Source organism: Qipengyuania vesicularis (assembly GCF_019711415.1).
GTDB lineage: Bacteria > Pseudomonadota > Alphaproteobacteria > Sphingomonadales > Sphingomonadaceae > Qipengyuania > Qipengyuania vesicularis.
Genome location: NZ_JAIGNJ010000002.1, coordinates 224,574 through 249,480, shown reverse-complemented (window position 1 = coordinate 249,480; position 24,907 = coordinate 224,574). Strand labels below are relative to the sequence as shown.

General features: G+C 62.3%; 26 protein-coding genes and 1 other RNA gene. 10 read left to right on the top strand and 17 right to left on the bottom strand.

All coding sequences use genetic code 11. The features are described from left to right. Window positions 1–6: 6 nt before the first annotated feature. The 5 genes from K3146_RS06845 to K3146_RS06825 are packed head-to-tail and all read right to left on the bottom strand — an operon-like array spanning window position 7 to window position 3,497. On the bottom strand, window positions 7–801 hold the full coding sequence (locus tag K3146_RS06845; RefSeq protein ID WP_221545533.1) for an SDR family oxidoreductase: 795 nt from the start codon (window positions 799–801) through the stop codon (window positions 7–9). 2 nt (window positions 802–803) lie between these two features. Next, entirely contained in the window at window positions 804–1,349 is a 546-nt protein-coding gene (locus K3146_RS06840; protein ID WP_221545532.1) for an NUDIX hydrolase, read from the bottom strand. Between the two features lie 2 nt (window positions 1,350–1,351). After that, window positions 1,352–2,026 carry a TPM domain-containing protein gene (locus K3146_RS06835; protein ID WP_221545531.1) on the bottom strand — a complete coding sequence of 225 codons (675 nt, stop codon included), beginning with the start codon at window positions 2,024–2,026 and terminating at the stop codon, window positions 1,352–1,354. Further along, on the bottom strand, window positions 2,027–2,860 hold the full coding sequence (locus tag K3146_RS06830; protein WP_221545530.1) for a TPM domain-containing protein: 834 nt from the start codon (window positions 2,858–2,860) through the stop codon (window positions 2,027–2,029). Between the two features lie 19 nt (window positions 2,861–2,879). Beyond that, window positions 2,880–3,497 (bottom strand): LemA family protein, encoded by a 618-nt coding sequence (locus K3146_RS06825; RefSeq protein WP_221545529.1) that lies wholly within the window; start codon window positions 3,495–3,497, stop codon window positions 2,880–2,882. A gap of 136 nt (window positions 3,498–3,633) precedes the next feature. Here K3146_RS06825 and mscL point away from each other — a divergent pair, with 136 nt between their 5' ends. The 4 genes from mscL (at window position 3,634) to K3146_RS06805 (ending at window position 6,006) form a co-directional block, all read left to right on the top strand. Next, complete coding sequence (gene mscL, locus K3146_RS06820; protein ID WP_221545528.1) at window positions 3,634–4,101, top strand: large conductance mechanosensitive channel protein MscL; 468 nt, start codon at window positions 3,634–3,636, stop codon at window positions 4,099–4,101. A 31-nt stretch (window positions 4,102–4,132) separates the two neighbouring features. Next, window positions 4,133–4,477: a transfer-messenger RNA gene (ssrA, locus tag K3146_RS06815) on the top strand. A gap of 241 nt (window positions 4,478–4,718) precedes the next feature. Next, on the top strand, window positions 4,719–5,177 hold the full coding sequence (locus K3146_RS06810) for a DM13 domain-containing protein (RefSeq protein ID WP_345723922.1): 459 nt from the start codon (window positions 4,719–4,721) through the stop codon (window positions 5,175–5,177). A 154-nt stretch (window positions 5,178–5,331) separates the two neighbouring features. Next, window positions 5,332–6,006: a CPBP family intramembrane glutamic endopeptidase gene (locus tag K3146_RS06805; RefSeq protein WP_221545527.1), complete on the top strand. Its 675-nt coding sequence runs from the start codon at window positions 5,332–5,334 to the stop codon at window positions 6,004–6,006. Between the two features lie 10 nt (window positions 6,007–6,016). Here K3146_RS06805 and K3146_RS06800 read toward each other — a convergent pair whose 3' ends face one another. From K3146_RS06800 to K3146_RS06785, 4 genes are all read right to left on the bottom strand, one after another. Continuing rightward, a complete protein-coding gene (locus tag K3146_RS06800; RefSeq protein WP_221545526.1) occupies window positions 6,017–6,277 on the bottom strand; it encodes a hypothetical protein in 261 nt (86 codons plus the stop codon). 146 nt (window positions 6,278–6,423) lie between these two features. Continuing rightward, complete coding sequence (locus K3146_RS06795) at window positions 6,424–7,674, bottom strand: N-succinylarginine dihydrolase (RefSeq protein WP_221545525.1); 1,251 nt, start codon at window positions 7,672–7,674, stop codon at window positions 6,424–6,426. Further along, complete coding sequence (locus K3146_RS06790) at window positions 7,671–8,687, bottom strand: arginine N-succinyltransferase (RefSeq protein ID WP_221545524.1); 1,017 nt, start codon at window positions 8,685–8,687, stop codon at window positions 7,671–7,673. The genes K3146_RS06795 and K3146_RS06790 overlap by 4 nt, the downstream gene beginning before the upstream one ends. Further along, window positions 8,684–9,892, bottom strand: a complete 1,209-nt coding sequence (locus K3146_RS06785; RefSeq protein WP_221545523.1) for a hydrolase — start codon at window positions 9,890–9,892, stop codon at window positions 8,684–8,686. The genes K3146_RS06790 and K3146_RS06785 overlap by 4 nt, the downstream gene beginning before the upstream one ends. A 130-nt stretch (window positions 9,893–10,022) precedes the next feature. Between K3146_RS06785 and K3146_RS06780 the strand changes: the two genes are divergently transcribed. Continuing rightward, entirely contained in the window at window positions 10,023–12,128 is a 2,106-nt protein-coding gene (locus tag K3146_RS06780) for a malate synthase G (RefSeq protein ID WP_221545522.1), read from the top strand. Window positions 12,129–12,196: 68 nt separating this feature from the next. Next, window positions 12,197–12,748: a PilZ domain-containing protein gene (locus K3146_RS06775; protein WP_221545521.1), complete on the top strand. Its 552-nt coding sequence runs from the start codon at window positions 12,197–12,199 to the stop codon at window positions 12,746–12,748. Here the strand turns inward: K3146_RS06775 and rsmA are convergent. From rsmA to K3146_RS06755, 4 genes are all read right to left on the bottom strand, one after another. Beyond that, the gene (rsmA, locus tag K3146_RS06770) at window positions 12,740–13,561 is read right to left on the bottom strand and encodes a 16S rRNA (adenine(1518)-N(6)/adenine(1519)-N(6))-dimethyltransferase RsmA (protein ID WP_221545520.1); all 822 of its coding nucleotides are present in this window, start codon (window positions 13,559–13,561) and stop codon (window positions 12,740–12,742) included. The genes K3146_RS06775 and rsmA overlap by 9 nt on opposite strands. Then, window positions 13,554–14,567: a 4-hydroxythreonine-4-phosphate dehydrogenase PdxA gene (pdxA, locus tag K3146_RS06765; protein ID WP_221545519.1), complete on the bottom strand. Its 1,014-nt coding sequence runs from the start codon at window positions 14,565–14,567 to the stop codon at window positions 13,554–13,556. The genes rsmA and pdxA overlap by 8 nt, the downstream gene beginning before the upstream one ends. Beyond that, window positions 14,564–15,910: a peptidylprolyl isomerase gene (locus K3146_RS06760; protein WP_345723916.1), complete on the bottom strand. Its 1,347-nt coding sequence runs from the start codon at window positions 15,908–15,910 to the stop codon at window positions 14,564–14,566. The genes pdxA and K3146_RS06760 overlap by 4 nt, the downstream gene beginning before the upstream one ends. A 127-nt stretch (window positions 15,911–16,037) precedes the next feature. Beyond that, on the bottom strand, window positions 16,038–18,347 hold the full coding sequence (locus K3146_RS06755; protein ID WP_247711109.1) for an LPS-assembly protein LptD: 2,310 nt from the start codon (window positions 18,345–18,347) through the stop codon (window positions 16,038–16,040). A 136-nt stretch (window positions 18,348–18,483) separates the two neighbouring features. Between K3146_RS06755 and K3146_RS06750 the strand changes: the two genes are divergently transcribed. The 4 genes from K3146_RS06750 (at window position 18,484) to K3146_RS06735 (ending at window position 21,449) form a co-directional block, all read left to right on the top strand. After that, entirely contained in the window at window positions 18,484–19,941 is a 1,458-nt protein-coding gene (locus tag K3146_RS06750) for a leucyl aminopeptidase (RefSeq protein ID WP_221545517.1), read from the top strand. 11 nt (window positions 19,942–19,952) lie between these two features. Continuing rightward, window positions 19,953–20,399, top strand: a complete 447-nt coding sequence (locus tag K3146_RS06745; protein WP_345723913.1) for a DNA polymerase III subunit chi — start codon at window positions 19,953–19,955, stop codon at window positions 20,397–20,399. Between the two features lie 110 nt (window positions 20,400–20,509). Next, entirely contained in the window at window positions 20,510–20,932 is a 423-nt protein-coding gene (ndk, locus tag K3146_RS06740; RefSeq protein ID WP_221545516.1) for a nucleoside-diphosphate kinase, read from the top strand. Between the two features lie 94 nt (window positions 20,933–21,026). Next, window positions 21,027–21,449, top strand: a complete 423-nt coding sequence (locus K3146_RS06735; RefSeq protein ID WP_221545515.1) for a nuclear transport factor 2 family protein — start codon at window positions 21,027–21,029, stop codon at window positions 21,447–21,449. On the opposite strand, the gene K3146_RS06730 is transcribed toward K3146_RS06735, so the two are convergent. The 4 genes from K3146_RS06730 to purM are packed head-to-tail and all read right to left on the bottom strand — an operon-like array spanning window position 21,450 to window position 24,907. Further along, window positions 21,450–22,649 (bottom strand): sulfotransferase, encoded by a 1,200-nt coding sequence (locus K3146_RS06730; RefSeq protein WP_221545514.1) that lies wholly within the window; start codon window positions 22,647–22,649, stop codon window positions 21,450–21,452. Continuing rightward, complete coding sequence (locus K3146_RS06725) at window positions 22,646–22,852, bottom strand: hypothetical protein (RefSeq protein WP_221545513.1); 207 nt, start codon at window positions 22,850–22,852, stop codon at window positions 22,646–22,648. The genes K3146_RS06730 and K3146_RS06725 overlap by 4 nt, the downstream gene beginning before the upstream one ends. Then, the gene (gene purN / locus K3146_RS06720; protein WP_221545512.1) at window positions 22,852–23,817 is read right to left on the bottom strand and encodes a phosphoribosylglycinamide formyltransferase; all 966 of its coding nucleotides are present in this window, start codon (window positions 23,815–23,817) and stop codon (window positions 22,852–22,854) included. The genes K3146_RS06725 and purN overlap by 1 nt, the downstream gene beginning before the upstream one ends. Beyond that, window positions 23,810–24,907, bottom strand: a complete 1,098-nt coding sequence (gene purM / locus K3146_RS06715) for a phosphoribosylformylglycinamidine cyclo-ligase (protein ID WP_221545511.1) — start codon at window positions 24,905–24,907, stop codon at window positions 23,810–23,812. Before purM ends, purN begins: the two co-directional genes overlap by 8 nt.

Sequence of the window (24,907 nt, the reverse complement as noted above, 5' to 3'; positions counted from 1 at the left end):
CAGACATCACATGGCCGAGATACCGCCGTCGAGCTTCAGCTCCGCACCGGTCATGAACTTGCTCTCGTCGCTGGCGAGATAGACCACCGCATTCGCGATATCGTCCGGTTCCCCGACCTTCTTCAAGGGGATCTGCCGGGCCAGCTTCTCCATCAGTACGTCCTTGTCGAGATTATGGTTGCGCGCCGTTCCATCGAGGATCGGCGTATCGACGAAGGTCGGGTGGATCGAATTGCAGCGGATATCCATCCGGTTCTTGGCGCAGTGCAGCGCGATTGACTTCGACAGCATCCACACCGCCGCCTTGCTGGCATTATAGGCCGGCATCGTGTCGCTGGCGATGAGGCCGGCAATGCTCGAGATATTGACGATCGATCCGGGCGCATGCTCGCGCATGAGCGGCAGGGCCTTCTGGCACCCATGGAAGATCGAATCGACATTGACGGAAAAGCAGCGCTTCCAATCGTCGAAATCGCAGGTCTCGATGTTGCCGCCTACGCCGATCCCGGCATTGTTGACCAGAACGTTGAGCCCGCCAAGCTCGCGATCGGCGATGTCGACGACCCGTTCCCAGGCTTCGGGATCGGTTACGTCATGCTGGGCACCATAGGCATGGCCCGATCCCATCTCCTCGACGATCCGGGCAGCGGTTGCCTCTGCCCCTTCTCCGTTGACGTCGGTGCACAACACGCGTGCACCTTCTTCGGCGAGCCTGCGCGCATGGGCCGCGCCAAGGCCTTGTGCCGCTCCCGTAACCAGCGCCAGCTTGCCTTCGCAGCGTCCGCGTTTCTTGCCCGCCATCGTCACTCTCCCTCGATAAGGCCTTGTCCCAGCAGCAGGAGCATACGCACGTCGACCCCGCAACCCTGCTTGCGCTTGTTGGCGAGAAAGTCAGGTAGTCCTGCAAGCGGAACACGGTGCGGAATGATGTTCTCTCCCGCCACGCCGCCGCCTTCACCGACCTTTGTCAGTCCGCGCGCACGTACGAGCGTGAAGCTCTCGCTCACCATACCTGGCGAGGAGTAGAAGGTACCCATGTCTTCGAGCCTGGCGGCTGCGTAGCCGGTTTCCTCGATCAGTTCGCGACCCGCCGCGGCCAGTGGATCTTCGTCGGGAGAGCTGTCGTCGTCGCCGATCAGGCCAGCGGGGAGCTCGATACAGGGCCGGTCGAGGGGGACGCGGAATTGTTCGACCAGAAGGACGTGGTCCTCTTCGTCGACTGCCAGGATAACGGCCGCGCGAATGCCCCTGCTGCGCGAGACGTACTCCCAGCGCCCGCGCTTCTTCGCCGTGACGAAACGGCCCTGCCAGGTGATTTCCTCCGGCGCGTCGTGGTCGGGTACGGCCAAATTCAGACCTCGATCAACCGGTCGGGCAGTTCGTTCTCGTCATGGTCGCCGCGCGGGAAATGTTCTGCCAGCACCTTGCCGACATCGCGGACGCCAGCGGCTAGTCCCTCTGCGATATGACCGCGGCTGACCTCGGCCAGCATATCGACCATGGCCTCGCCCCAGACTTCAGCCGGGACCAGCAAGGCGATTGGCTCGTCAGCCACGATTTCCGCGCGGTGTTCGCGCATCGAGAGGTAGAGCAGCACGCCTGTGCGCCCGTGTGTGCGCCGCTCTGCGCCGACCTTGAAATGGCGGATCGCTTCCTCGCGCACCCGCTGCTCGGTCACAGGCGAGGGGATCAGTCTGAACTTGAGCGGCTGCCACAGCTGGATGGCTAGGACCGCGAGGAATTTGAGCAGGCCCACGCCGAGGATCAGCGTAAGGACCTGACCCTGCGTCCAGTCGCCTGCCCAGCCGCCGCGCAACCAGTCGAACTTGGCCAGGAAGAAGTCGGGAAAGGCTGCCATAAGGCTCATCGCGGTGAAGCTCGCGCCGATGGCCCACCAAAGGGCGACATCGGTATAGCCGTCCGACCGGTCGGCAAGCACGGTGACGATCTCGCCGCTGGTATTGTCCTCTGCCGCAGACACGGCCGTGCTGACGATGCGGTGTTGTTCCTTGTCCAGATAGCCCATTTACCAGCCCCCCGAGGCGCCGCCGCCACCAAAACTTCCGCCTCCGCCGGAGAAACCGCCGAAGCCGCCGCCTCCGCCGAAACCTCCACCGCCGCCCCAGCCGCCGCGACCGCCACCATCGATTCCGCGAGCAATTGCCTTGCCAGCTTCCCACAGGATGATGTCCCGCGCCGTGTCGCCCCAGGGGCCACGGCGGTAGCGCCGCTTACGTCGGCGTCCGCGGAACATCGGAAGGATGAAGAAGAAGAACACGAAAGCGAACCAGATCAGACCGCCGAGCGGAAAACCGCTCTCGTCGATTGAAGCGCGTTGCTGCGACTGTTGCGCAATCTGTGCCGCCTCTTCGGGCGGAAGTTCGAGTTGGTTGATGATCTGATCGGCACCCCAGTCGATACCGCCGGCGAAGTCATTGTTGCGGAAATAGGGCTTCATGCCCTCGATATATTCGAAGGCGAGCCCGTCCGGGATAATGCCTTCGAGGCCGTAGCCGACTTCGACCCGCATCTGCCGCTCGTTGGGGGCGACGATGAGGATGATACCATCGTCATTCTCCGCATCGCCCAGTTCCCAGAAGCGACCGAGCTGGTACCCGTAGTCGGCAATATCGTAGCCTTCGAGGTCCGCGATCGTGGCAACCACGAACTGGCGCTCGTTCCGCTGTTCGAACTCAAGCAGCTTCTGCTCCAGCGCCTGCTCCTGCGCCGGGTCGAGCAGATCGGCCTGGTCGACCACCGGCGAGTTGTCGAGCGCCGGGAAGCTGGGCTGCGCGACCGCTGGGACGGCGAGGCCGATCGTAGCTGCGACCAGCAGCAAGAGGCGAACCAAGTGGGTCATCAGTCTCTTAGACGGTCGATCAGTTCGCCTCGTCGCCGCGCATGTTCAGCTCCGGCGCGACTTCGGCGCCTTCGGTGGCGGCTTCATAGGGGACCATCGGTTCGGCACCGTGGATGATGTTCGCGCCGATCGTGTCGGGGAAGGTGCGGATCGTGGTGTTATACTGGCGGACCGCCTCGTTGTAGTCGCGGATAGCGACCGAGATGCGGTTCTCGGTTCCCTCGAGCTGGGTCATGAAACGACCGAAGTTTTCCTGGCTGCGCAGTTCGGGATAGCGCTCGACCGAAACAAGCAGGCGGCTCAGCGCGCCGCCGAGCGTATTCTGCGCCTGCTGGTACTGCTGCATCTTGGCCGGATCGTTGAGATCGCCCTCGTCGAGCTGGATTTCGGGTCGCGTGGCAGAGGCACGGGCCTCGATCACTTCGTTCAAGGTCTCGCGCTCCTGTTCGGCGGAGGACATCACGATCTGCTCGAGGTTGGGGATGAGGTTCGCGCGGCGCTGGAACTGCGCCTCGACATCGGCCCATTTGGCCTTGGCATTCTCTTCCGCTGCGGGGACCGAGTTAATCCCGCAAGCCGATAGCGCGAGGGCGAAGGCTCCCAGCAATGCGGTGCGAATGGCAATGATGCGGTTCATGACGGTGTTCCCCTTCAAATACTGTCTTATCCAGATAGCACGCCAGCCGAGCCTTTCAAGCGAAGCGGGCTTGAGGACGCGCAATTCTCATGTCATCAACGCGAATAGGACAATCGGGTTGCTGGAGGGATTGCGCATGCTGAAAGATTTCAAGGAATTCATCGCCAAGGGCAACGTTATCGACCTGGCGGTCGCGGTGATCATCGCGAGCGCATTTGGCGTCATCGTTGCTTCACTCACCGACGAGATCATCATGCCGATCGTCGGCACGATCTTCGGCGGGGCGGATTTCTCGAACTATTTCATCCTGTTGAGCACGCCCGAAGGCTATGAGGGTTCGACCACAGACTATGCTGCGCTGAAAGAAGCAGGGGCGGCGATGATCGGGTATGGTGCTTTCATCACGGCCATCGTGAACTTCCTGATCTTGGCCTTCATCATCTTCCTGCTGGTCCGCTATGCCAAGAAGGTGATGGCCGAGTTCGAAGAGAAGGAAGAAGAAGCACCCGCAGGTCCGACGGAGATCGACCTGCTCAAGGAAATCCGCGACGAACTGCGCGCTGCGCGCCCGGATTATGCGCCTGACAAGGGCCCGATGGGCTGAGTGACCACCCCTCCTCCGCAAGAGGAGGGGTACACTTCACATTAAGCGTTTGATCGCTATATGGGAGCTGCCGGTTTCGGCCGGCTATGGCGATAAATTGTGCTGTGTAATAGGTACAACGGACCCGGGGGCAGTACCCGGCGGCTCCACCATAACCCGCGGTAAATGCGCGGTTTTTGACGGGGCCGAACTAGGATCGACGTGTGCTGAAAGACAGTGTTTTCGCCCGGGCTGAGTACCCCGTAAAACTGTTCACAACACACAAGTGCCAACGATAACGAAGCACTCGCTCTCGCTGCGTAACCTGACGGGCTAACGCCCTGATCTTACAAAGCTAAAGCGCGGTTGGACCCACCGGGCAACAGAAGCGGATTCCGGGGGCTCGGGGCGGGCCTAGCAACAGAATCGCCCCACCTACATCAGCTTGAAAGTACCCAGTTCGCCAAGGCGCGACGGTCCTCGCCCCTGAAAAGAAGACTCTGGGTAGTTAGCAACAGAAACCCCCACCTTTGCCTACATCGATGACAAGGCGAGCCTTTGGCTATTCGGGCCGTCTGTGCTGTAACCTGCAACCGCGGCAGCGCGAATGGCGAGAAAATTGCCTGAGGGGAAACCTTGTGAAGAAGATCATCGCTATCGCCCTGGCAGGGCTCATTGTCCTGGCAGCCGGGCTATATTTTTACCCGATCCTCACCGCGGAGGACGCGCCTGATGCTGCCCAACTCGACGAAGCCGAGGCGAGCGCTTCGTACACCGCGCAGCTTACCCGTGATCTGCGAGGCAGCGATGCGCTGCATTGGGGTGAGGGGCAGATCAGCGTCTCGGCAGATGCCATCGCCCATCGCGGCAAACTGGCCCCCGGTCCTGATTACAAGCTGTATCTGACAAAGGGCTTCGTTGAGCATGAGGACGAGTTCGAGCCGCTCAAGGCCGATGCCGCTCTTATCGGAAGCGTGAAGAGCTACGACGGTTTCTTGCTCGATGTGCCTGAAGGCGTGGACATCGAAGAATACGATACGATCGTCGTGTGGTGCGAGACATTCGGCGAATTCATAACAGCCGCGCGATACCGATAGTCCGATCGAACCGGAAATATTGCCGTTTATCGATAAGATTCGTAGCGCACCTCGCGTTGGTCGTCAGCCATGAGCGTTTGGGCCATTTGCATTGCCTATGCGAGGCATCGACCGCTAGCGGTTAGCTCACCAGCCAAGGGAGCCTCGTAGTGCTATGGAACTGACATCAAATCGCCTCACTGCATGGCGCGATCTCGCGATCGTTGTGGCGGTGCTCGTGCTCGTCAAACAGAGCATCCTCCCGTTCAGCCAGCTGTTCGGGGGACCTGCCTCGACCTTCACGGCGATGATCGTGGCGACTTGGTTGCTTCATCGACGCGGATCGTCATGGGCGGACCTCGGACTTCGCTGGCCCGAAAGCTGGTTGCGCACGCTAGGTTATGCGGCGCTCATCCTTGTCGCGCTCCTCGCGACGGCTGGCGCCATGCAGGCGCTAGCCGACCTGTTCTTCGAGGATATCGGCACGAGCGGGCGGTTCGACTTCGTTGAAGGCAACCTCCCCGGCTATCTCATGATGCTGGCGCTGGTGTGGACTCACGGGTCGTTCTTCGAGGAACTGCTGTTCAGGGCCTTCATCATCACCAAGCTACACACGGGCTTCGGCAATTCTGCGCTCGCAGGTTATCTTGCTGTCGTGGTGGCGGCGATATTCTTTGGGTACCGGCACTACTACTATCAGGGCATGCACGGTGCTGTCGTGACGGGCGGCATCGGGCTGGTGTTCGGCCTGATCTATCTGAAGGCCGGCCGTTCGAGCATCCTGCCCCTTGCACTGGCGCATGGTACGATGAACACGATCGCGCAGACCATCCGCTTCGCTGGAGGCTAGGAGGCCGGGGTCAGGTATCGGGCGCGGATGGCCCGTCGCTTTCCGCCGCGGCCTTCGCTTCGCGCTCGTAGCGGATCGCGTCGAGGATCTTTGCGCCGCCAAGCATGACCGCGCCGCCGGTCGCCGCCATCAGGAGATAGCCGGGCCAGCCGGGGTATTGCAGCGTATAGTCGACACCACGGGTCATGGCACCGAGCGCCAAGGCGTAGATGATCAGATACGCTTCCCAGCGCGTCTTGATCACGAACAGCCTCTTCACCTTGGTCCACATGATCGTGGGCGACTCCTTCCTTAACCAAATCCGCTGCAAACTGCGTGCCATCGACGCATTGCTGCGGCTTTCAATGGTTAATTGCAGGGCGAGTGTAAGGAGCGCCGACGAACAGAGTCGAGTCAGTTAACTATATTGTTTTCCGCTCAGGCCAGCTCGTCCAAGGATAGGACAGAAAGAAGGGCTTCACGGGCCTCGATAACGCGGGCGGCAAGCGCTTCGCTGCCGAGGTCTTGCGGATCGATCGTCTCCGGCCACTTCTCCGCGACGACGGCCTCGATCCGGTCGGCCTTGGCTTCGTCCAGCATGAAACGCTGGTCGACCGTTGCCGGGTCCGCAACGATCCGCAGGCGCAGGCAGGCAGGCCCGCCACCATTGGCCATCGACTGGCGAACATCGACGGGCAGGACTTTGCGGATCGGGCCATTGCTGGCGAGCATGCTCTCGCAATAGGCCCACACGCTCGCGCTTTCCTGGCATTCGCTCGGTACCACCAGAGCCATTTCGCCGCTGGGCAGGGTGAGCAGCTGGGCGTTGAACAGATAGCTGCGGACCGCCTCTTCGATGCTCACGGCGCTTTCGGGCACCTCGACCACTTCCAATGCCGGGAAGGCGATGCGGATCGCGTCATAGGCGCCCTGCTGATCGGCGAAGGCCCGTTCGTGGGTGAATAGCACGCGCTCGTTCGCGACCGAGACCACATCATTGTGGAATGCGCCCGCTTCGATCGCCTCGGGATTCTGCTCGATGAACACGCACTTTGCCGGATCAAGCCCGTGCAGTCGTGCGATGGCGCGGCTGGCCTGCTCGTGCTGGCGGGCGGGGAACTTGCCGCCCTGGCGACCCCACACGAAGACCTCGACGCCAGATGCGTCGTGCCCTTCACAGAAGCGCATGTGGTTTGCTGCACCCTCGTCACCGAATGTGGGCAGTACTGCGTCGTGCACCGTGAAGTGCTGCTCGTTGCCGAATGCAATCGCGAGCTGAGCCTGCGTGTCCTGCCATTCCTGCGCGCGGTGCGGCATTGTGACGAGATTGGCGGGCGTCAGGTGACAGCGGCCATCCGCCGTGTCAGGAGCCGGGCTCACGGTGGCTGCGTTGGCGGTCCACATGCTCGATGCCGACCAGGCCGCGGCGAGCAGTTGGCGCGGCGCGTTCTCGTCGATTGCGAGTCCACGGATCAGATCGCCATTCGGGCGTGGCAAGGGCAGCAGGAAGCCCTGCGCAAGCCCCAGCGCCATGTTCGAGCGCATCTTTGCGATGCCTTGGAGCGCCGCAGCGCGCGGATAGGAAGTGTCGCCCTTGTGGCTCGCACTCGCGATATTGCCGAGGCTGAGGCCCGCGTAATTGTGGCTTGGGCCGACGATGCCGTCGAAATTGATCTCAACCAAGCTCATCGTGCCACGCTCCACACTGTGTCACCCACACCGACTTCGAGTGCTTCAGCACATGTCGCGTCGATGGCGACTGTTTCATCGTCTCCGAATGCGCGCATGCCGTAGGCGGACTTGAAGCTGTCGAGCTTGCCGGTTGCGACCAGCGCGCGCTCGCCCTCGTCGAGGTCGATGGCGCTCACGGTCGCCTCTCTGGAATCTGCAATGCTTCTCACATTGTCGGTCCGCGCCGTCATGGTCGGGCCGCCATCGAAGATGTCGACGTAACCTTCGGCTGCGAAGCCCTCGTTCTCGAGCATGCGCATCGCCGCCCGTCCGCTGGGGTGGGGTACGCCAATAACCTTGCGGGCTTCCTCGCTCAGCATTTCGACATAGACCGGGTGCTTGGGCATCAAATCGGCGATGAACTGGTTGCCATTGGTGGCATTGAAATAGTCGGCTTCCTGGAAGGTCATTCCGAAGAAACGCCCGGCAACGCCGTCCCAGAACGGCGAGCCGCCGCGATCGTCGATGACGCCGCGCAGCTCGGCAAGGATGCGGTCGGCGAAGCGCGCGCGGTGCATCGCGATAAAGAGGTAGCGGCTGCGCGCGAGCAGGAGGCCGAGCCCGCCGGCACGTTCACCCGGGTGGAGAAACAGGCCGCCGACTTCGGAGGAGCCTTCGAGGTCGGTCACGAGGCTCAGCAGTTCGGCGCGCACGGTGCGGTCGAGTTCCTGGCTGTGCTGGGTCAGCGTGTTCAGGCGATAGCTGTAGAAAGGCCACTGCTGCCCGACCTGGGTGAACAGCTGGCATGTGCCGCGTACCTGCCCCGTCTCGGTATTCTCCAGCACGAGGGTGAAGACATCATCGCCGAGCGTGTCCTCGGTGCGCGAGAATGCCTCGTCGGCGCGTTCGAGCTTCTTGGTCAGCGCGGCCTTGTCGGCGGGCAGGTTCGTAAAGCCGCCGCCCGTAAGCTTGGCCATTTCATACAGATGCTCGAGATCGGAAATATGCGCGGCGCGCAGGCGGAAGGTCACAAATACTCTCCGGTAGATAGCTTCGAGAGGACCAGCGCGCTCAGGGCGGCGCGTTCCCGCAGCGAAGGGACAATCATGAATTCATCGGGCGAATGGATGGCGCCGCCGCGCACGCCCATGGTGTCGACCACGGGGACGCCGGTCGCAGCAATATTGTTGCCGTCGCACACGCCGCCGGTCGATTTCCAGCCGATCGTCTGGCCAAGCTCGGCGCCGCATGCCTTGACGAGGTCGAACAGGCGCTGCGCCTTTTCATCGACAGGCTTGGGCGGACGGGTGACACCGCCGTGACGATGGATGCCGACTTTGTGTTCGCTCTCGATCATCCGCAGGATCGCGTCGAGCTCGCCATCGAAGCGGTTCATCGCATCGGTCGACTTGGGGCGGATATTGAATCGCAGGATTGCGAGGTCGGGTACGACATTGTTTGCCGCACCACCTTCGATCTTGGCGGGGTTCACCGTGATGTCGTCGGCCTCGAGCGCCTTGATGCGCAGGACGAGATCGCTCGCGGCGACGATGGCGTTGCGGCCCTCGTGCGGGTTACGGCCGGCGTGGGCACTTCGCCCGGTGATCGTGATCGAGTAATTGCCCGTTCCGCCGCGTGCATGGGCGAGTGTGCCATCGGGCAGGGCAGAAGGCTCGTAGGTCAGCGCCGCATACTTTCCGCGCGCAAGCTCCTCGATCAGGCCGCGGCTGGCGAGACTGCCGGTCTCCTCGTCCGAATTGATCATGACGTCGTAGCCGACCCGGTCTGAGCCATCGATCGTTTCGAAGAGCTTGAGCGTGTGCAGGATGACGTTGAGGCCGCCCTTCATGTCGGCCGTACCGGGACCGTTGATCGTTTCGTCGTCGAGCCACGTCACCTCCTGGAAGGCGTGATCGACAGGGAAGACCGTGTCCATATGGCCGGTCAGTACGAAACGGCGCTCCGCTTCGGGGCGCACGCGCAAGACCATATGCTGGCCATGCGGCTTCTCGAATTCTCGTCCCTCGGCGGAAATCGCCGTTACGGTTGCCGGATCGACCAGTTCGACCTCTCCGGGGAGGGTCGAGAAGGCATCGGCGAGCACGCCCGCCATGGCCTTCAGCCCATCGATATTCGCCGTGCCGGTATTGATCGCGGCCCAGTCCTGCACCTCGCGCAGCATGGTGTCTGCGTCGACGGCGTCTAGAAGGGCCTGGGGTGCGCTATCCGGTTTCATCGGCAACGTCCTTAGACTCGCCTGCAATCAAGTCCACCCCGTGCCTTGCAATCGTCAACCGCTCTCGCCATAGGAGGGGCACTCCTCCCCGGGTCCACATCGCAGGTCGTAGACTACCCAGAGGAGTTCCATGAGCAATTACGTGACGCGCGCCGGTATCGAGGTTGACCGGGAGCTTGCCACTTTTGTCGAGTCCGAGATCCTGCCCCCGTTGGGCAAGGATGCTGAGGCTTTCTGGCAGGGTTTCGCCGCGCTGCTTGGCGAGTTCGCACCGCGCAATGCCGCGCTGCTCGAGACGCGCGAAGACCTGCAGGGAAAGATCGACGGCTGGCACAAGGCTCAGGCCGGAAAGCCGCATGATGCCGCTGCCTATCGCTCATTCCTGGAGGAAATCGGATACCTCGTCCCGGAGCCGGGCGAATTCACCATCGGCACCGATAATGTCGATCCAGAGATCGCGACCATGGCAGGGCCGCAGCTGGTCGTTCCGATCCTCAACGCGCGCTTCCTGCTGAATGCGGCCAATGCACGCTGGGGTAGCCTCTATGATGCCTTCTACGGCACCGATACGCTCGATGCGGCGCCAGCCAAGCCGGGTGGATATGACGAAGAACGCGGTGCGGCGGTTATCGCCGCTGCGAAGAGCTTCATGGACGAGGCCGTACCTCTGGCCGATGGCCGAGAATGGGCCGATCTGACCGATGTAAAAGAGAAGGGCATTCCGCTCGCCGATCCAGCCCAATGCATAGGCTGGAACGATAAGGCCTGCCTCTTCAAGCATAATGGCCTTCACATCGAAGTGGTGTTCGACGCTGACCACCCGGTGGGAAAGACCGACCCGGCAAATATCGCGGACATCAATCTCGAAGCTGCGCTCACAACCATCGCCGACTGCGAAGACTCTGTCGCGGCGGTGGATGCCGAAGACAAGCTGCTCGCCTATCGCAACTGGCTGGGCGTGATCCGGGGCGATCTGTCGGAGAGCTTCGAGAAAGGCGGCAGGACCATGACGCGGGAGCTTGCTCCCGACCGACGCTATTCCGCGCCTGATGGCACGGAGTTCGCACTGCCCGGACGCAGCCTGATGTTTGTCCGCAATGTCGGCCATTTGATGACCAATCCGGCGATGCGCTGGGATAGCAAGGAAATCCCCGAGGGCATCCTTGATGCCGTAATGACCAGCGCGATTTCGGCGCAGGACGTCGCGGGGCTGGGCAAATATGGCAACAGCCGCAAGGGCTCGATCTACATCGTGAAGCCCAAGATGCATGGTCCCGAGGAATGCGCCTTCACCAACGATTTGTTCGATGCGGTGGAAGACCTGCTCGATCTGCCGCGTCATACGATCAAGGTCGGCGTCATGGACGAGGAACGCCGAACAAGCGCGAACCTCTCCGCCTGCATCCACGCGGTGAAAGACCGGATCGTCTTCATCAACACCGGATTCCTCGACCGCACCGGCGATGAAATTCACACCTCGATGCGTGCGGGCCCGATGATGCGCAAGGGTGAGATGAAGAACTCCGCCTGGCTCAAGGCCTACGAGGCGCGCAATGTCGGGATTGGCCTGAAACACGGCCTCTCCGGCCGCGCGCAGATCGGCAAGGGAATGTGGGCCGCGCCCGACCTGATGGGCCAGATGATGATCGAAAAGATCGGCCACCTGCGCGCCGGTGCCAACACCGCCTGGGTGCCAAGCCCGACCGCGGCAACACTTCATGCGATCCACTATCACCGCGAGAATGTGTTCGAGATCCAGCAAGGCCTGGGAGATGTGCCGGGGCTCGAACCGCTGCTCTCCATCCCGCTCGCGGAGGGCACGAACTGGTCCGAAGCGGAGATCCGCGAGGAACTGGACAACAATTGCCAGGGCCTGCTCGGCTATGTCGTTCGCTGGGTGGATCAGGGGGTCGGCTGCTCCAAGGTTCCGGACATCAATGATGTGGGCCTGATGGAAGACCGCGCCACGCTGCGAATCTCCAGCCAGCATATCGCCAACTGGCTGCTCCACGGAGTGATCTCGGAAGATCAGGTGATGGATTCGCTGCGACGGATGGCGGCCAAGGTCGACCAGCAGAATGCAGGCGATCCCTTCTATGAGCCGCTGCTTGAAAACGAGGAGGGTGCTGCCTTCAGCGCGGCCAAGGAATTGATTTTCAAGGGGGTCGAACAGCCGAGCGGTTATACCGAGCCGCTGCTCCACCGCTGGCGCCAGCGCAAGAAGGCAGAAGCCTGAGGCGGCGGTCAAGCTTATGGTAAATATTGCGGGCTAGGCCGGGCGGATAAGTAAAAGGGATCGCCGCCTTGGCCGCCGTAGAATTCAAGCAGCGCCGTGAAGAGCGCATAGACCTGTTCGTGCGTGCCAGCGTGCACTCGCAGCCCGGAGCAGGCGTCGTGCGACTGTGCAACATGTCGCCGATCGGCGCGCTGATCGAAGGCGAGTCTCTCCCGCTCGTAGGGTATGAGGTCGAACTGCGGCGCGGGTCCATGTGTGTTCCCGGCAAGATTGTCTGGCGCAGCGGCGACCAGGCCGGGGTCTCCTTCTCGGAGAGGACCATCGTCGAGGACTGGTTCCCCGACGCGCAGCCGCAGCATTCGGTCGATCGCGCATTCCAGCGGATCATGGACGAAATGCGCGAACGCGGCCCGGTGCGCGAGAACAATGCCCCGTTGCACAACTCCTATATCACTGCCGATGACATGCACCGCGTTGCTGGTTCGCTCGACGACCTCGCCGATGCATTGTCGGAGGACATGGAAGTCGTGCTGCGCCTGTCGGAGGAGTTGCAGACACTCGATATTGCCGCGCAGCTGCTCCGCAAGCTCGCCCAGCAGGAGCGAGCGCGGCTAGGTTAGCTCGCGCGCCAGTGCCACAAAGTCCGCAACCTGCAGCGTCTCTGCCCTGCGTTGCGGATCGATCCCGAGGCTGTCCAGCGCATCGACAGCACCGGGCATGCCCTTGAGACTCTGCCTAAGCATTTTCCGACGCTGACCGAAGGCTGCCTCTGTAACCCGTTCGAGGATACGTGCGGACACTCCCTCCGGCATAGCGGCGGGTTCCACATGGACGATTGCGCTCATCACCTTGGGTGGAGGGGTAAAGGCGCTGCGATGGACCTTCATCGCCAGCTTCGCCTCGGCGCGCCATTGGGCCAGCACAGCAAGGCGGCCGTAGGCAGAGGAACCGGGCTTCGCCACGATCCTCTGTGCCACCTCCTGCTGGAACATCAGGGTGAGCGAGGTCCATTGAGGCGGCCATTCTTCACCGCCCATCCACCGGGTGAAGAGGGCCGTGCCGACATTGTAAGGCAGGTTTGAAAGCACGGCGAAGGGCTCGCCGCCCATGATCTCACCATGGTCGAGTTTGAGCGCATCGCCCTCAATCACCTGGAGGCGGCCGGGATATGCCCCGCCGAGTTCTTCAAGTGCTGGCAGGCAGCGGCGGTCCATCTCGATTGCCGTGACCTGCGCACCAGCCCTCAACAGGGCGCGGGTCAGGCCTCCGGGACCGGGACCGATCTCAAGCACCCGCCTGCCATCCAGGCTGTCGGGCACGGCGGCAATCCGGTCGAGCAATTGCTCGTCGAAGAGGAAATTCTGTCCCAGAGCCTTGCTGGCCGAGAGGCCATGCCGCGCGATGACTTCGCGCAAGGGGGGGAGGTCAGCCATCGGTCGCGCGCCGGGCTGCCATATCGCCTGCCATGCGCAACGCGGCGATCATCGCGCCGGGATCGGCTTTGCCCTTTCCGGCGATGTCGAAGGCGGTTCCATGGTCGGGGCTGGTGCGGACCACGGGGAGGCCAAGAGTGACGTTCACTCCCTCATCGAAATCGAGTGCTTTCAGGGGGATAAGCGCTTGATCGTGATACATGGCTAGTGCTGCGTCATAGGATTTCCGCGCGCGAGGCGTGAAGATCGCGTCACCGGGATGCGGCCCGGTTATGTCGAGACCTTCGCTTTCGAGCTGCGACACAGCCGGTCCTATGACGAACTGTTCCTCGTCACCGAACTTGCCATTCTCACCGGCATGGGGGTTGAGACCACTGACTGCGAGGCGGGGCTTCACGATCCCGAAATCGCGCTGGAGCGCGCGGTGAACGATGCGCGCCCGGTGAACGATCAGCTCCTTGCTGAGCAGGTCCGGGACTTCCGCCAGCGAGCAATGCACGGTCAGCGGCACGGCCCGCAGCGAAGGGCCCGCCAGCATCATGACGGCATCCTCACGCGCTTTCCCGAACGCGTCGGCGAGGAATTCGGTTTGCCCCGGCTGGGTGAAGCCGACCTGTGCCAGTTCGGCCTTGGAAATGGGTGCGGTGACTATCCCGCTCGCCTCGCCCAGCGCGGCGCGGCTCGTGGCTTCTACAAGGGAGAATAGCGCCAGCCGAGCACCCGATTCCTCGGGCGCACCGGGAGTATAGGGAGCATCATCTGCGCCGAGAACGGGAAGGGCACGGGTCCAGACCTCGATTGCCTGTGCGGGGGCCTCGATGCGCTCTATCGTGATGTCGAGCCCACGCGACCCTGCAGCCTCGTGGAGGACACCGGCTCCACCGACCACGAAGAACGGCGGAATGCCATCCGCATCGCGCCGCGCCCAGGCTTCGGCAATGATCTCGGGACCGATCCCTGCCGGATCGCCGAGCGATACAGCAAGGGGGAGCTGGAGGGAGGTCAATTGTATTCGATGTAGGCGTCGTTGCGCAGGTCGCGCAGGTAACGCTGTGCGGCCTTGTTGATACGCTCGTCTTCGAGTTGCGCCATGATCTCATCGAAGTCCGGGCCCTCGGCGACCTGCGGATCGTCCCTACCGCAAAGCATCAGGACACGGACGCCTTCTTCGACCGAGCCGAATGGCGGCGTGGTCTCGCCGATCTGCATGTTCAGGATAAGATTCTGTAGCTGCTCTGGCAGCGCGCGGGCTCGGATCTGGTCGTTCGTGACGACGCTGCCGCCAAAGGATGCGGCCGTTTCTTCGGCGCTGCCACAGCCGCGCATGGATTCCACGCCGGCAAGGAATGCATTCAGTCGCGCTTCGGTAGCTTCTCGAGGAGCCTGGGGGTCGAAGTCGATCTGCACCTGCTTCAGGCTGAGCGTTGCGTCGCGAGGATCGGCCATCAGCACCTGTCGCTTCTCGCGCAGGTAGACGATCCAGTAGCCGCCCGAAATCTTGATCGGTCCGACCAACTGTCCGGGCTCCATCTGGCCGACCACGGTCTCCAGCTGCGCATCGCCAAGCTGCGGCAGCCGGATCCACCCGAGATCGCCGCCAACCGCTGCGGTGGACGCCTCGGAGAACTGTCGCGCATAGGCAACGAAGCTGCCGCCTTGCCGCAGTTGTTCCATGATCTTGGCCGCATTCGCTTCCACGGCCGCGTCGGTCTCGGGGGTTGAGGACTGGAAAATTTCCCAGACCCAATATTCATTGGTCCCCTTCGATTCCTCGAGGCGCTTCATCACCTCGTTCACCTCTTCCGCAGAGACGTTGACGAAGAAAGACACTTTCTGCCGGAGAAGGCGCTGCCAGGCGAGCTCGCCGCGGATCTGGCGCTTGAGCGAGGTTGCCGACGAGCCGATCGACGCAAGGTAAGCATCCATGTCCTCGACACGGCGATTGTTCTGCGCCGCGACGCGGGCGAAGGTCTGCTCGACCTCGGCTGCGGAGATTTCGATCTCTTCCGCCTCGGCGGCCTGAATCTGCAGCGTCTCGTCGATCAGGTTGCGGAGCACCTGTGCGCGCACGCGCTGAAGCTCTTCGGGCGGGATTTCGGCACCCTGATTGGCTTCGACAAGCAGGGCGACACGGTGATCGAGGTCGGTTCCGGTAATCACGTGACCGTTCACCACCGCAGTTGCGCGGCGGACGTTGGGATCGGGATTCGCCAGCAGGGTTGGCTGCTCTGGCAGTCCGAGCGGGTTCGCCTGCGGGTCGGTAGCCTGCGCCGAAACCGGCTGCGCGGCGGCCGCGATCCCCGCCATCGCGGCAAGACCAAGAATTTTCGAAACGGTATGAAGTCTCACGCGTGTATTCCCTTGCGACGCACGGTCGGCGTCCGGATAGGCCTTGAGATGTCGCCCTGCGGCTTAACCAAAGCTGATTGCGAGCGGGCGGATAGCGCGTTTGGCCTCCGCTGCCAACACGGGCAGGTCAACGAAAACCGAGATTCTTCAGGCTGAAATAGAGCTGGAACGTATCGCCCCTTCGCGCATCGCCTGCCGAGACATAGTCCCGCCGCCAGGTCAGGCCCATTTCGAGGCAGTCGTCCTGGTAGGCAACGCCCAGTCTGGTCCGGATCGGCTGGAAACCATCGCTCGACAAGGTGGGGTCTTCCTCGCGATCGGTCAGGTTGAAGACGCCGGAGCCAAAGACAGACCAGTAGTTCGCGAATGCGACACGCACGGCCGCACGCAGCTCTTCGCGGTCCTGAAGGTCTTCGATGGTGTCGATGTTGCGGTTGAGGCGCAGGTACCCGATCTCGGCATAGGTCCGGCTCGTGCCCACAGTTGCGTCGAACTCGTTGCGCCGGACAGCGAGGTTGTCCTTGTCGAGGCGATAGCGGTGCGCGAACTTCAAGAAATCGCGATAACGAACTTCCGTGCGCCCGACGAAATCGCTCACCTTCTCGGACAGGCCGGTCCCGTCGGGGAAGATGTCGCGGTCGTTGTCGAGGCGATAGGACTGGCCAAGGGTGGTGAATATTTCGAGGCCTGGACGGCGCAGCTTCCAGTCGAAACCGTAAGTGACGCGCGCTCCGTCCTCGATCCGGTCGTAACCGGGAAAGCGGTTGAGCGCGAAGAGGTTGGAATCCTCGAGATCGATCGCTCTTGCGTCTTCATTCGGGATATCGAGATTCTCGACCGGCGGGGTCACCACCAGCTGGACGCGCGGCGTGAAAACCTGCTCACCGCCCAGGAATTCGCCAGCGAATGGCCATTCTACGTCAAGCGCACCGAGCGCGATAGCCCGCGCTTCCCACCCGGGATTGCCGCGATAGGCAGCCGTGGGATTGAGCTCGTTTCCATCTGAATGATAGACATCGCCGCGCACGAGCGCCGTGGCGGTGACAAGCTGGCCCAGCCCGGTAATCGTCCGCCGGCTCCACTGACCTTGGGCAAAGGCGCGTTCGGTCTCCTGCCCCACCTTGCGCACCACGGCGAGGCTGTTGAGCTGCAGGTCGAAGCGCCCGCCGAGTACGGGATCGTCCAGCCGGCGCCGCCAGTCGACCAGAGGCAGGGCGACGGGCACGGTGTTCTGCTCCTGATTGAGCCGCAGCGTCTGCGTGGCCCATCCGGCGGCAGAGAAATAGCTGTTCGGGGTTATCCGCTCGAGATTGATTGTCGATCGCAGCCGGTCGTCTCGGCTGATATCGTAGCGGCGAAGGAAGGTCTTGTCGCTGGCGAGGCGGACCGATCCGGTCAGGCTCCAATAGGGATCGAACTGCAATTTGCCGTTGGCGAAGAGGTAGCCGCGCGGGTCGGCCTCGCTCGTCGTCACACCCGTGAAGTTGGAAATGCGGCGGCTGTGGGTCGCATAGCCGGTGATCTGGTACGCGCCCTTCTCGGTCAGATGTCGCCATTGGGCGGAGACCATGGGAGCGGTCTTGGAAAACACATAGGCTGACAGCGTCAGGTCGCGATTGTCCGCCAAGCGCACGAAGTAACTGCCGGAAACCTCGACCCCGTTACTTTCGGAAACGCGGATGTCCGGCACGAGAAAGCCCGAGACCGCGCCGCCATCGGTCCTGACTGAAAGGCCGGGGAGGGGGATCAGACGTGTACCGAAAAGTTCGAGATAGGCGCCGCGGAAGCTCACCTTGGACTTGGACGGATCGTAGATCACCCTGTCCGCCGTGATCCGCCAACTCGGGTCCTTGTTGCAGCCTTGGGGATCGACGACCGCACAGGCGCTGTAGGCGGCCTGTTCGAGCGCAATCGAGCCGTCGCTTTCCCTGACCCCGCGGTTGGCCGCGAGCCGTCCGCCCTGGCGCAGGGCAAGAAGCAGGTCTTCCATCGCGCCTGCTTCGAATTCGTCGGTCAGTTCGACCCGCTCGGTGAAGAGCTGGTTGCCGTTCTCGTCGACAAACCGGACGTTGCCGCTTGCCACGATAACGCCGGTGCGCTGGCTCCAGCTGACGCTGTCCGCGCGCAGCGAACGGTCGCCCGATCGCAAGACCACGTTGCCCTCTGCAGTGGTGAGATCGGCGTCGGAATCGTAGCTCAGTATGTCGGCTTCGAAGGCGATCTGCCGATTGCCCTGCGCGTCAAACTCGCTTGGCGGAGGCGGCGCGTCGTTCTCGTCCGCAATGATGACCGCGTCCGGCGGCGCCGGAAGGTCACTCGGGCTTTCGCCTTGCGGCTCCTCCACAGTGCCGGCACCAGTAGCCGCACCCTCCTGGGCGAGGGCAGGCGAAGCCGAGGCGAGCGCCATCGCGGCCGAGGCGGTCCCCAGCAAGAGCATGACTGTTCGCTGCGATTTTTCGCGGCCCGGCTGCATGGCTTGCCTATCGCACCGGCCACGCCTAATCGCAATCGCGTTCATCCGGGCTGCCCACGATTTCGGCAGATCCGGGCAATCAGAGAATTCGGGAGAATCCATGCACATCCAGTTCAGCCAATCCCGTCCCCAAGGCGCGCGCCTAATTGCGCATGTGGTCGATCAGGGCAAGTTTCCTTCCGCCACCACCGCCGCCATGCGGGCCGGAGCCGAGGGGGCTCGCTTCAAGGGTAACGCCGGCCAGACTTTCGACGGCTTCGTGGAAATGGGTGGCGAAGTCGTGCGGCTGGCTCTGGCAGGAGCTGGCGACAAGAATGATGAAGAACGCCTCGCCAATCTGGAAAAGGCAGGTGCGGCGCTTGCTGGAAAATACCAGTCGAGCGGCGACGAGGATCTCGTGCTGGAGCTTTCGGAAAGCGGGCTGTCGGCGAAGGAAGCTGCTGCAGTGCTGCTTGGCCTGCGGCTGCGCAATTGGCGCTACGACATCTATCGCACCAAGCTCAAGGACGAGCAGAAGATCACTCTCAAGACCGTGACTGTCGTCGGTGCGCCCGACGGGATCGACGCTGCATGGGCCAATGCAGCGGCCCTCGCTGAAGGCGTGGAGTTCACACGCGAGCTCGTTACCGAGCCAGCCAATATCATTTACCCGGAGAGCTTTGTCGAACGCTGCAAGCAACGCTTCGAAGGTACGGGCGCGGAGCTGGTCGTGCTCGACGAAGAGGAGATGACCAAGCTCGGCATGGGCTCGCTCCTCGGCGTGGGACAGGGTTCGACCCGCGAGTCGCGCATTCTAGCCATTCGATGGAACGGCGGCGGCAGTGAAGCGCCGACCGCATTCGTCGGCAAGGGCGTGACCTTCGATACCGGCGGCATCTCGATCAAGCCGGGACCGGGTATGGAAGACATGAAGTGGGACATGGGCGGCGCAGGCGCGGTTGCCGGTGGCATGCTCGCGCTGGTCAAGCGGAAGGCCAAGGCCAATGTCGTGGGGGTGATGGGCCTCGTCGAGAACATGCCCGACGGCAATGCCCAGCGTCCGGGTGACGTCGTCACCAGCATGAATGGCCAGACCATCGAGATCCTCAACACCGATGCCGAAGGACGGCTCGTGCTCGCCGATGCGCTGCACTGGACGCAGGAAGAATTCCAGCCGAGCCGCGTGATCGATTTCGCCACGCTTACCGGGGCGATCATTATCTCGCTCGGCCATGAATATGCCGGCCTGTTCTCGAATGACGATGAACTTTCGAAGCAGCTTTCGGACGCTGGCGAGACGGTTGGCGACAAGGTCTGGCGCATGCCCTTGGGCAAGGCTTACGACAAGCTGATCGACAGCCCCATTGCCGACATGAAGAACATCGGCGGGAAAGGTGCCGGCTCGATCACTGCAGCCCAGTTCCTCCAGCGCTTTATCGCCGACGATACGCCCTGGGCGCATATCGACATTGCGGGAATGGCGTGGTCGGACAAGCCCGGCAGGACCTGGGGCAAGGGTGCAACCGGCTTTGGCGTGCGCCTGATCGACCAGCTGATCGCCGATACCGCAGAAGGCTGACGGCACCCGGCGTGCCTATCCGAGTGGACTTCTACCAGCTGAGCCGCGATCCGGTCGAACGGGTCGTGGCTCTCCTGGCTTCCAAGGTTCTTCAGGCAGGCCAGCGGCTGATCGTGGTAGCCTCTGACGAGGGGCTTCGCGATCGTCTTTCGAAGACGCTGTGGGAGCAGGGCGGCGCGAGCTTCCTTGCGCATGGTGCGGCAGATGGACCGCATGCTGCGCGCCAGCCGATCCTGATCTCCGATGGCTGTGCAGCCCCTAACGAGGCGCGCATGGCAATCCTTGCCGATGGCCAGTGGCGCGAAGAGGCAAGCGGTTTCGAACGCACCATGCTGTTGTTCGATGGCGACGCCACCGATGCCGCTCGCAACCTGTGGCGAGAACTTGCCGCGCGCGAGGAGATCGACAACCGCATTTTCAAGCAGACGCCAGAAGGCGGCTGGCGCGAAGGCCGTTGAGACACTGTGCAGGGCGACAATATCTTGCCCCGCCGCCGCCTTGGCGCTAGGGGCGCGCGCGAGAACTCTCTCCCCCCGATAAAACCACGAAATTCGCAAGGAACTCTATCATGGCGGTTACCCGCACCTTCTCGATCATCAAGCCCGATGCTACCCGCCGCAACCTGACCGGCGCGGTCACCAAGATGCTCGAAGACGCCGGCCTTCGCGTCGTCGCTTCGAAGCGCATCCATATGACTCGCGAACAGGCGGAAGGATTCTACGCCGTCCACAAGGAACGCCCCTTCTTCGGCGAACTGGTCGACTTCATGATTTCGGGTCCGGTCGTCGTCCAGGTCCTGGAAGGCGAAAACGCCGTGAAGGCCAACCGCGACGTGATGGGTGCAACCAACCCGGCCGATGCCGATGAAGGCACGATCCGCAAGACCTATGCGGAATCGATCGAAGCAAACTCGGTCCACGGTTCGGACAGCGACGAAAACGCCAAGATCGAAATCGACTTCTTCTTCGACGAAAGCGAAATCGTCGGCTGATTATCACGCGATGTCAGTCTCTTGCGGAACAGATTTCTGTAAGAAAACATATGAGTTAGTGTGCGGGCGCGGTCTTTGATAGGCTGCGCCCGTTATGCTTTTGAAGGTCCTCCAGTTCATGCGCCCCCGCGCCTTGCGCGAGCGATGCGTGCGCGACATGGTCGATGCGTCCAACCGGATGGACTACGAAAGCGTCAAGGATCTCGTCACCAGCGATCTTGTTTTCGCAGATGTTCGGGGGGAAAGCATCGAAGGTAGCGATGTCTGGATTCGCGAACATCGCCGCTTTTGTGAAGCCGCTGGCAACCCCCAGATCATAATCGAATCGCTCGACCACAACGGCGAGGAAGTGCTCGTCCGAGGTTATCTCGAAGGTGGCATGCCCGAGATTAGTGGTCCGACCATGTGGCGCATCTTGTTTCGAGGATCGAAGATCGCCTTTGTCGAGGTAACGCGGCAGTATTCGCAGGTCACGTTGCCCTCTTTCGTGGCAGGCCGGGAGCGGCGCGAAGCCTGATTAACCGGTTTCGGGTAGCAGGTGTTCGATCTGCTCGCGATGCATGCGATGCGGGCTGCGCCCTGCTTCCTCGATCTCGGCCTTCATGCAGTCTCGGGCAGACCGGTCGAAAGACATGTCGAGGGCCTTGTAGAGCGAGGCCATGGCTGCAACGGAATCCGCATTGAGATCTTCGAAACATATCTCAGCGACCGGGCCGGAGAAACTCTTTAGCGCCTGATCGAGCCGTCGTTCTCGATGGTCAATCTTGCGGGCCCATTCCGCTTCGAGGTCGGCAAGCATGTGCCTGTCGCTCTGGAACGCCATCTGGCTTGCAACCATCGAGACGCTGCTGGCATGCACCTCATCCTGCGCACGGGTGCAGCGAACCACCTTTGCATCCGGAAACTGGTCCAGCAGGGCCTTCGCATCCTCTGCGAATTGTGGGCATTTGAGCACGCGCGGCCTGTCCGCATTCTTCGCCGTGGCCGCATCTGTCCGCAGCATCCTTGCAAATTCGCGATAGACCGGCGTCTGATCGTGCCCTTCATTGAAGGCGACATAGGAGGGGATGCGCCACTGCGCTTCGAATGCGGCCGGGGACAGCGCGGCGGAGAGCCAGCCAATCTCCTCGTCCGTTTGCGTCGCACCGAATGGATGGAAGGTGTCGAGCCAGGGATTGACCCGGCGTGCCATAAACAGCGCCGCCCTTGCTTTCAGGGGACGCAGATCGGGGCGCGAAGGAACTGGGTCGTGGCTGTCGCAAAACCGCGTTCCGGCCAGCTTGGGATCGGCATCAAGAAGGCGTTGGACGCGCGTGGTGCCGCTGCGCATCTGGCCCAGAACGATGATGGGTGGGGCGATGGGCGTCGACGCCAGTTCCGGTCTTTCCCGCCACAACCGACCGAGAGCATGGCGCTTGCGGATGGCGTTGCGCAGCTGGCCATAGGCCATGGTGTGGCCGAGCGAGTTGAGAGCCGCTTCTTCGCGTAGCGATGCGCACAGCCTCTCCAGCCTGAGCCGCAAATCCTCGACATCCTCCGAGCTGCGGATCGAGTACTCGTCCTCTTTCGAATAGCCCTTGCTACCTAGCGTCCAGAGGTAGTCCGGATCGAGCGACGGCTTCTCGTCCCAGCCGCGATCCCACACCGTCTCGATCAGCCGGTCGCACACTTCGGCGAAGCGTGAACGGGCAAAGAGATGGGGCCGAGGTCGAGTCACTGCTGGCGGTCTTTCGACCGGGCGTAAATCCAGCCCACCCGTTTTCTCAGAAGGTGGGCGCCGATCAATACGCCAGCGGTAATGAGCACGGCATCGAGCATGTCGACTTCTTCGGTCTGCCAGCTATCGTCCTTGTCGAAGGCGACCATGGCCAGACCGATGACGGCGATCAGGAAGAAGGCGTAAGGTGTGATCCGCTGCATCAGAACTGATCCGCCGCGTCGATAAGCTTCGTGGCGCTATTCGGGGCAACCGCCCGCCAGCTCCGCTCCAGCCAGTCGGACACATGTTCCCAGTCGAGGCCGGGCCGGTTCAGGATAACACCGATCCATCCGCTGGCACCATAATAGGCCGGCTTGAAATAGGCTTGGGGCTGCGCTTCGACGAGGTCGAGAAGCTCATCCATACTGCCGGTCTTGACCAATACAGCGATGTGGTCGCTGCCGTGATGCTGGTCGTTGAAATAGGCGAAATATTTGCCGGATTTTTCGCTACCCGCGCGCCACCCGGGGGAGCCGTGGCTTTCCCTTTCATGGCTTTGCGGAAGTGCGAGAGCCAGCTCGCGCACCTTCTCGAGCAGGAAGGTGGGGTCGTTCTCCCGCCCCAGGTATTCGTTCAAGACATGCGGATAGAGCTGGTGCTCGGCAAATCGCACGCGATCGGCGAGACTTGCCGCGGTTTCTCCCGGGCGGATAGCTACTTCCACTTGTCCCAGCACTTCGCCTGCATCGAGTTCGGATGTCACCAGATGGACCGACACGCCGCCATGGCTATCCCCGGCGTCGATCGCGCGCTGGTGAGTGTCGAGGCCCGGATATTTCGGCAGGAGGGAGGGGTGGATGTTGAGCATCCGTCCTGCCCAGCGATCGACGAAACCGTCGGTGAGGATGCGCATATATCCGGCTAGAACGATGAATTCGGCGCCTGCGTCATGGGCGGCCTGATCCATCGCCTTGTCGTGCTCTTCTCGCTGCATGCCCTTGTGGGAGAGTGCGAAGGTGCTGACCCTCTCGGCTTCTGCCAGCGCAAGGCCCTCTGCGTGCGGATCGTTCGCGGCCACGAGAACCACCTCATAGGCGGCACCGGCAAGCTTTGCGGCATAGAGCAGCGCGGCCATGTTGCTGCCGCGTCCGGATATGAAGATCGCGACTTTGGCCTTGTCAGCCAAGGTGCACGGCCTCCCAGTCCTCTTTCGCCGACCAAGTGCCCTGAGATCCGCGCACGGTGCAGCCTTTTTCGCCTTCGACTATACGGCCGATGGAGAGCACTTCCTCGCCCGCTTCCTCCAAGCGGCTACGAACCAGTTCGACCTTCGCAGGGGCCACTGCCAGCACCATGCCGACGCCGCAATTGAACGTGCGCGCCATCTCAGCAGGCTCGATGTTCCCCTGTGCCTGCAGGAAGGCCATCAGCCCCGGCTGGCTCCAGCCATCGGCGTCGACCTCCGCATGCGCGCCCTTGGGCAAAACGCGTGGGATGTTCTCGAGCAGCCCGCCGCCGGTGATATGCGCCATGGCATCGATCAGCCCGTCACGAACCAGCGGCAGGAGCGTCTTCACATAGATACGCGTGGGTTCGAGCAGGGTTTCGACCAGCAGCCTATCCTGATCGAACAGGGCAGGGCGATCGAGCTTCCAGCCCTTGTCTTCGGCAAGGCGGCGCACCAGCGAGAAGCCGTTCGAATGCACCCCCGAACTGGCAAGGCCCAGCAGGATGTGGCCCGGCGCAACCCGGTCGCCGGTCAGCTGCTCGCCGCGCTCGACTGCGCCGACGCAGAAGCCTGCAAGGTCGTAGTCTCCTTGCGCATACATTCCCGGCATTTCGGCGGTTTCGCCCCCGATCAGCGCACAACCTGCCTGTTTGCAGCCATCGGCAATACCCGCGATCACACGTTCGGCGACGCCGTTCTCCAGCTTCCCGGTGGCAAAATAGTCGAGGAAAAAGAGCGGCTCTGCGCCTTGGACGATTAGGTCGTTCACGCACATGGCAACCAAGTCGATGCCGACTGTGTCGTGACGATCGGTATCGATCGCGAGCTTGAGCTTCGTCCCTACGCCGTCATTCCCGGCAACCAGCAGCGGGTCCTTGTATCCCGCAGCCCTGGGGTCGAAGAATCCGCCGAAACCACCGATCTCACCGTCGGCCCCCGGACGCATGGTCGATTTCACCAGCGGGCCGATCGCCTTGACGAGCCTGTTGCCCGCGTCGATCGATACTCCGGCCTGTTCGTAGGTATAGGAAGGCGTGTCGCTGCTCAT

Excerpts from the sequence above, each read along its gene's own strand:
- rsmA (WP_221545520.1), bottom strand. The coding sequence starts at position 13,561 with ATGGCTGACCTCCCCCCCTTGCGCGAAGTCATCGCGCGGCATGGCCTC.
- K3146_RS06805 (WP_221545527.1), top strand. The coding sequence starts at position 5,332 with ATGGAACTGACATCAAATCGCCTCACTGCATGGCGCGATCTCGCGATC.
- K3146_RS06825 (WP_221545529.1), bottom strand. The coding sequence starts at position 3,497 with ATGAACCGCATCATTGCCATTCGCACCGCATTGCTGGGAGCCTTCGCC.
- K3146_RS06755 (WP_247711109.1), bottom strand. The coding sequence starts at position 18,347 with ATGCTCTTGCTGGGGACCGCCTCGGCCGCGATGGCGCTCGCCTCGGCT.
- mscL (WP_221545528.1), top strand. The coding sequence starts at position 3,634 with ATGCTGAAAGATTTCAAGGAATTCATCGCCAAGGGCAACGTTATCGAC.
- K3146_RS06845 (WP_221545533.1), bottom strand. The coding sequence starts at position 801 with ATGGCGGGCAAGAAACGCGGACGCTGCGAAGGCAAGCTGGCGCTGGTT.
- K3146_RS06735 (WP_221545515.1), top strand. The coding sequence starts at position 21,027 with ATGCTTTTGAAGGTCCTCCAGTTCATGCGCCCCCGCGCCTTGCGCGAG.
- ndk (WP_221545516.1), top strand. The coding sequence starts at position 20,510 with ATGGCGGTTACCCGCACCTTCTCGATCATCAAGCCCGATGCTACCCGC.
- K3146_RS06750 (WP_221545517.1), top strand. The coding sequence starts at position 18,484 with ATGCACATCCAGTTCAGCCAATCCCGTCCCCAAGGCGCGCGCCTAATT.
- purM (WP_221545511.1), bottom strand. The coding sequence starts at position 24,907 with ATGAGCAGCGACACGCCTTCCTATACCTACGAACAGGCCGGAGTATCG.
- K3146_RS06780 (WP_221545522.1), top strand. The coding sequence starts at position 10,023 with ATGAGCAATTACGTGACGCGCGCCGGTATCGAGGTTGACCGGGAGCTT.
- K3146_RS06835 (WP_221545531.1), bottom strand. The coding sequence starts at position 2,026 with ATGGGCTATCTGGACAAGGAACAACACCGCATCGTCAGCACGGCCGTG.
- K3146_RS06725 (WP_221545513.1), bottom strand. The coding sequence starts at position 22,852 with ATGCAGCGGATCACACCTTACGCCTTCTTCCTGATCGCCGTCATCGGT.
- K3146_RS06830 (WP_221545530.1), bottom strand. The coding sequence starts at position 2,860 with ATGACCCACTTGGTTCGCCTCTTGCTGCTGGTCGCAGCTACGATCGGC.
- K3146_RS06800 (WP_221545526.1), bottom strand. The coding sequence starts at position 6,277 with ATGTGGACCAAGGTGAAGAGGCTGTTCGTGATCAAGACGCGCTGGGAA.
- K3146_RS06785 (WP_221545523.1), bottom strand. The coding sequence starts at position 9,892 with ATGAAACCGGATAGCGCACCCCAGGCCCTTCTAGACGCCGTCGACGCA.
- K3146_RS06795 (WP_221545525.1), bottom strand. The coding sequence starts at position 7,674 with ATGAGCTTGGTTGAGATCAATTTCGACGGCATCGTCGGCCCAAGCCAC.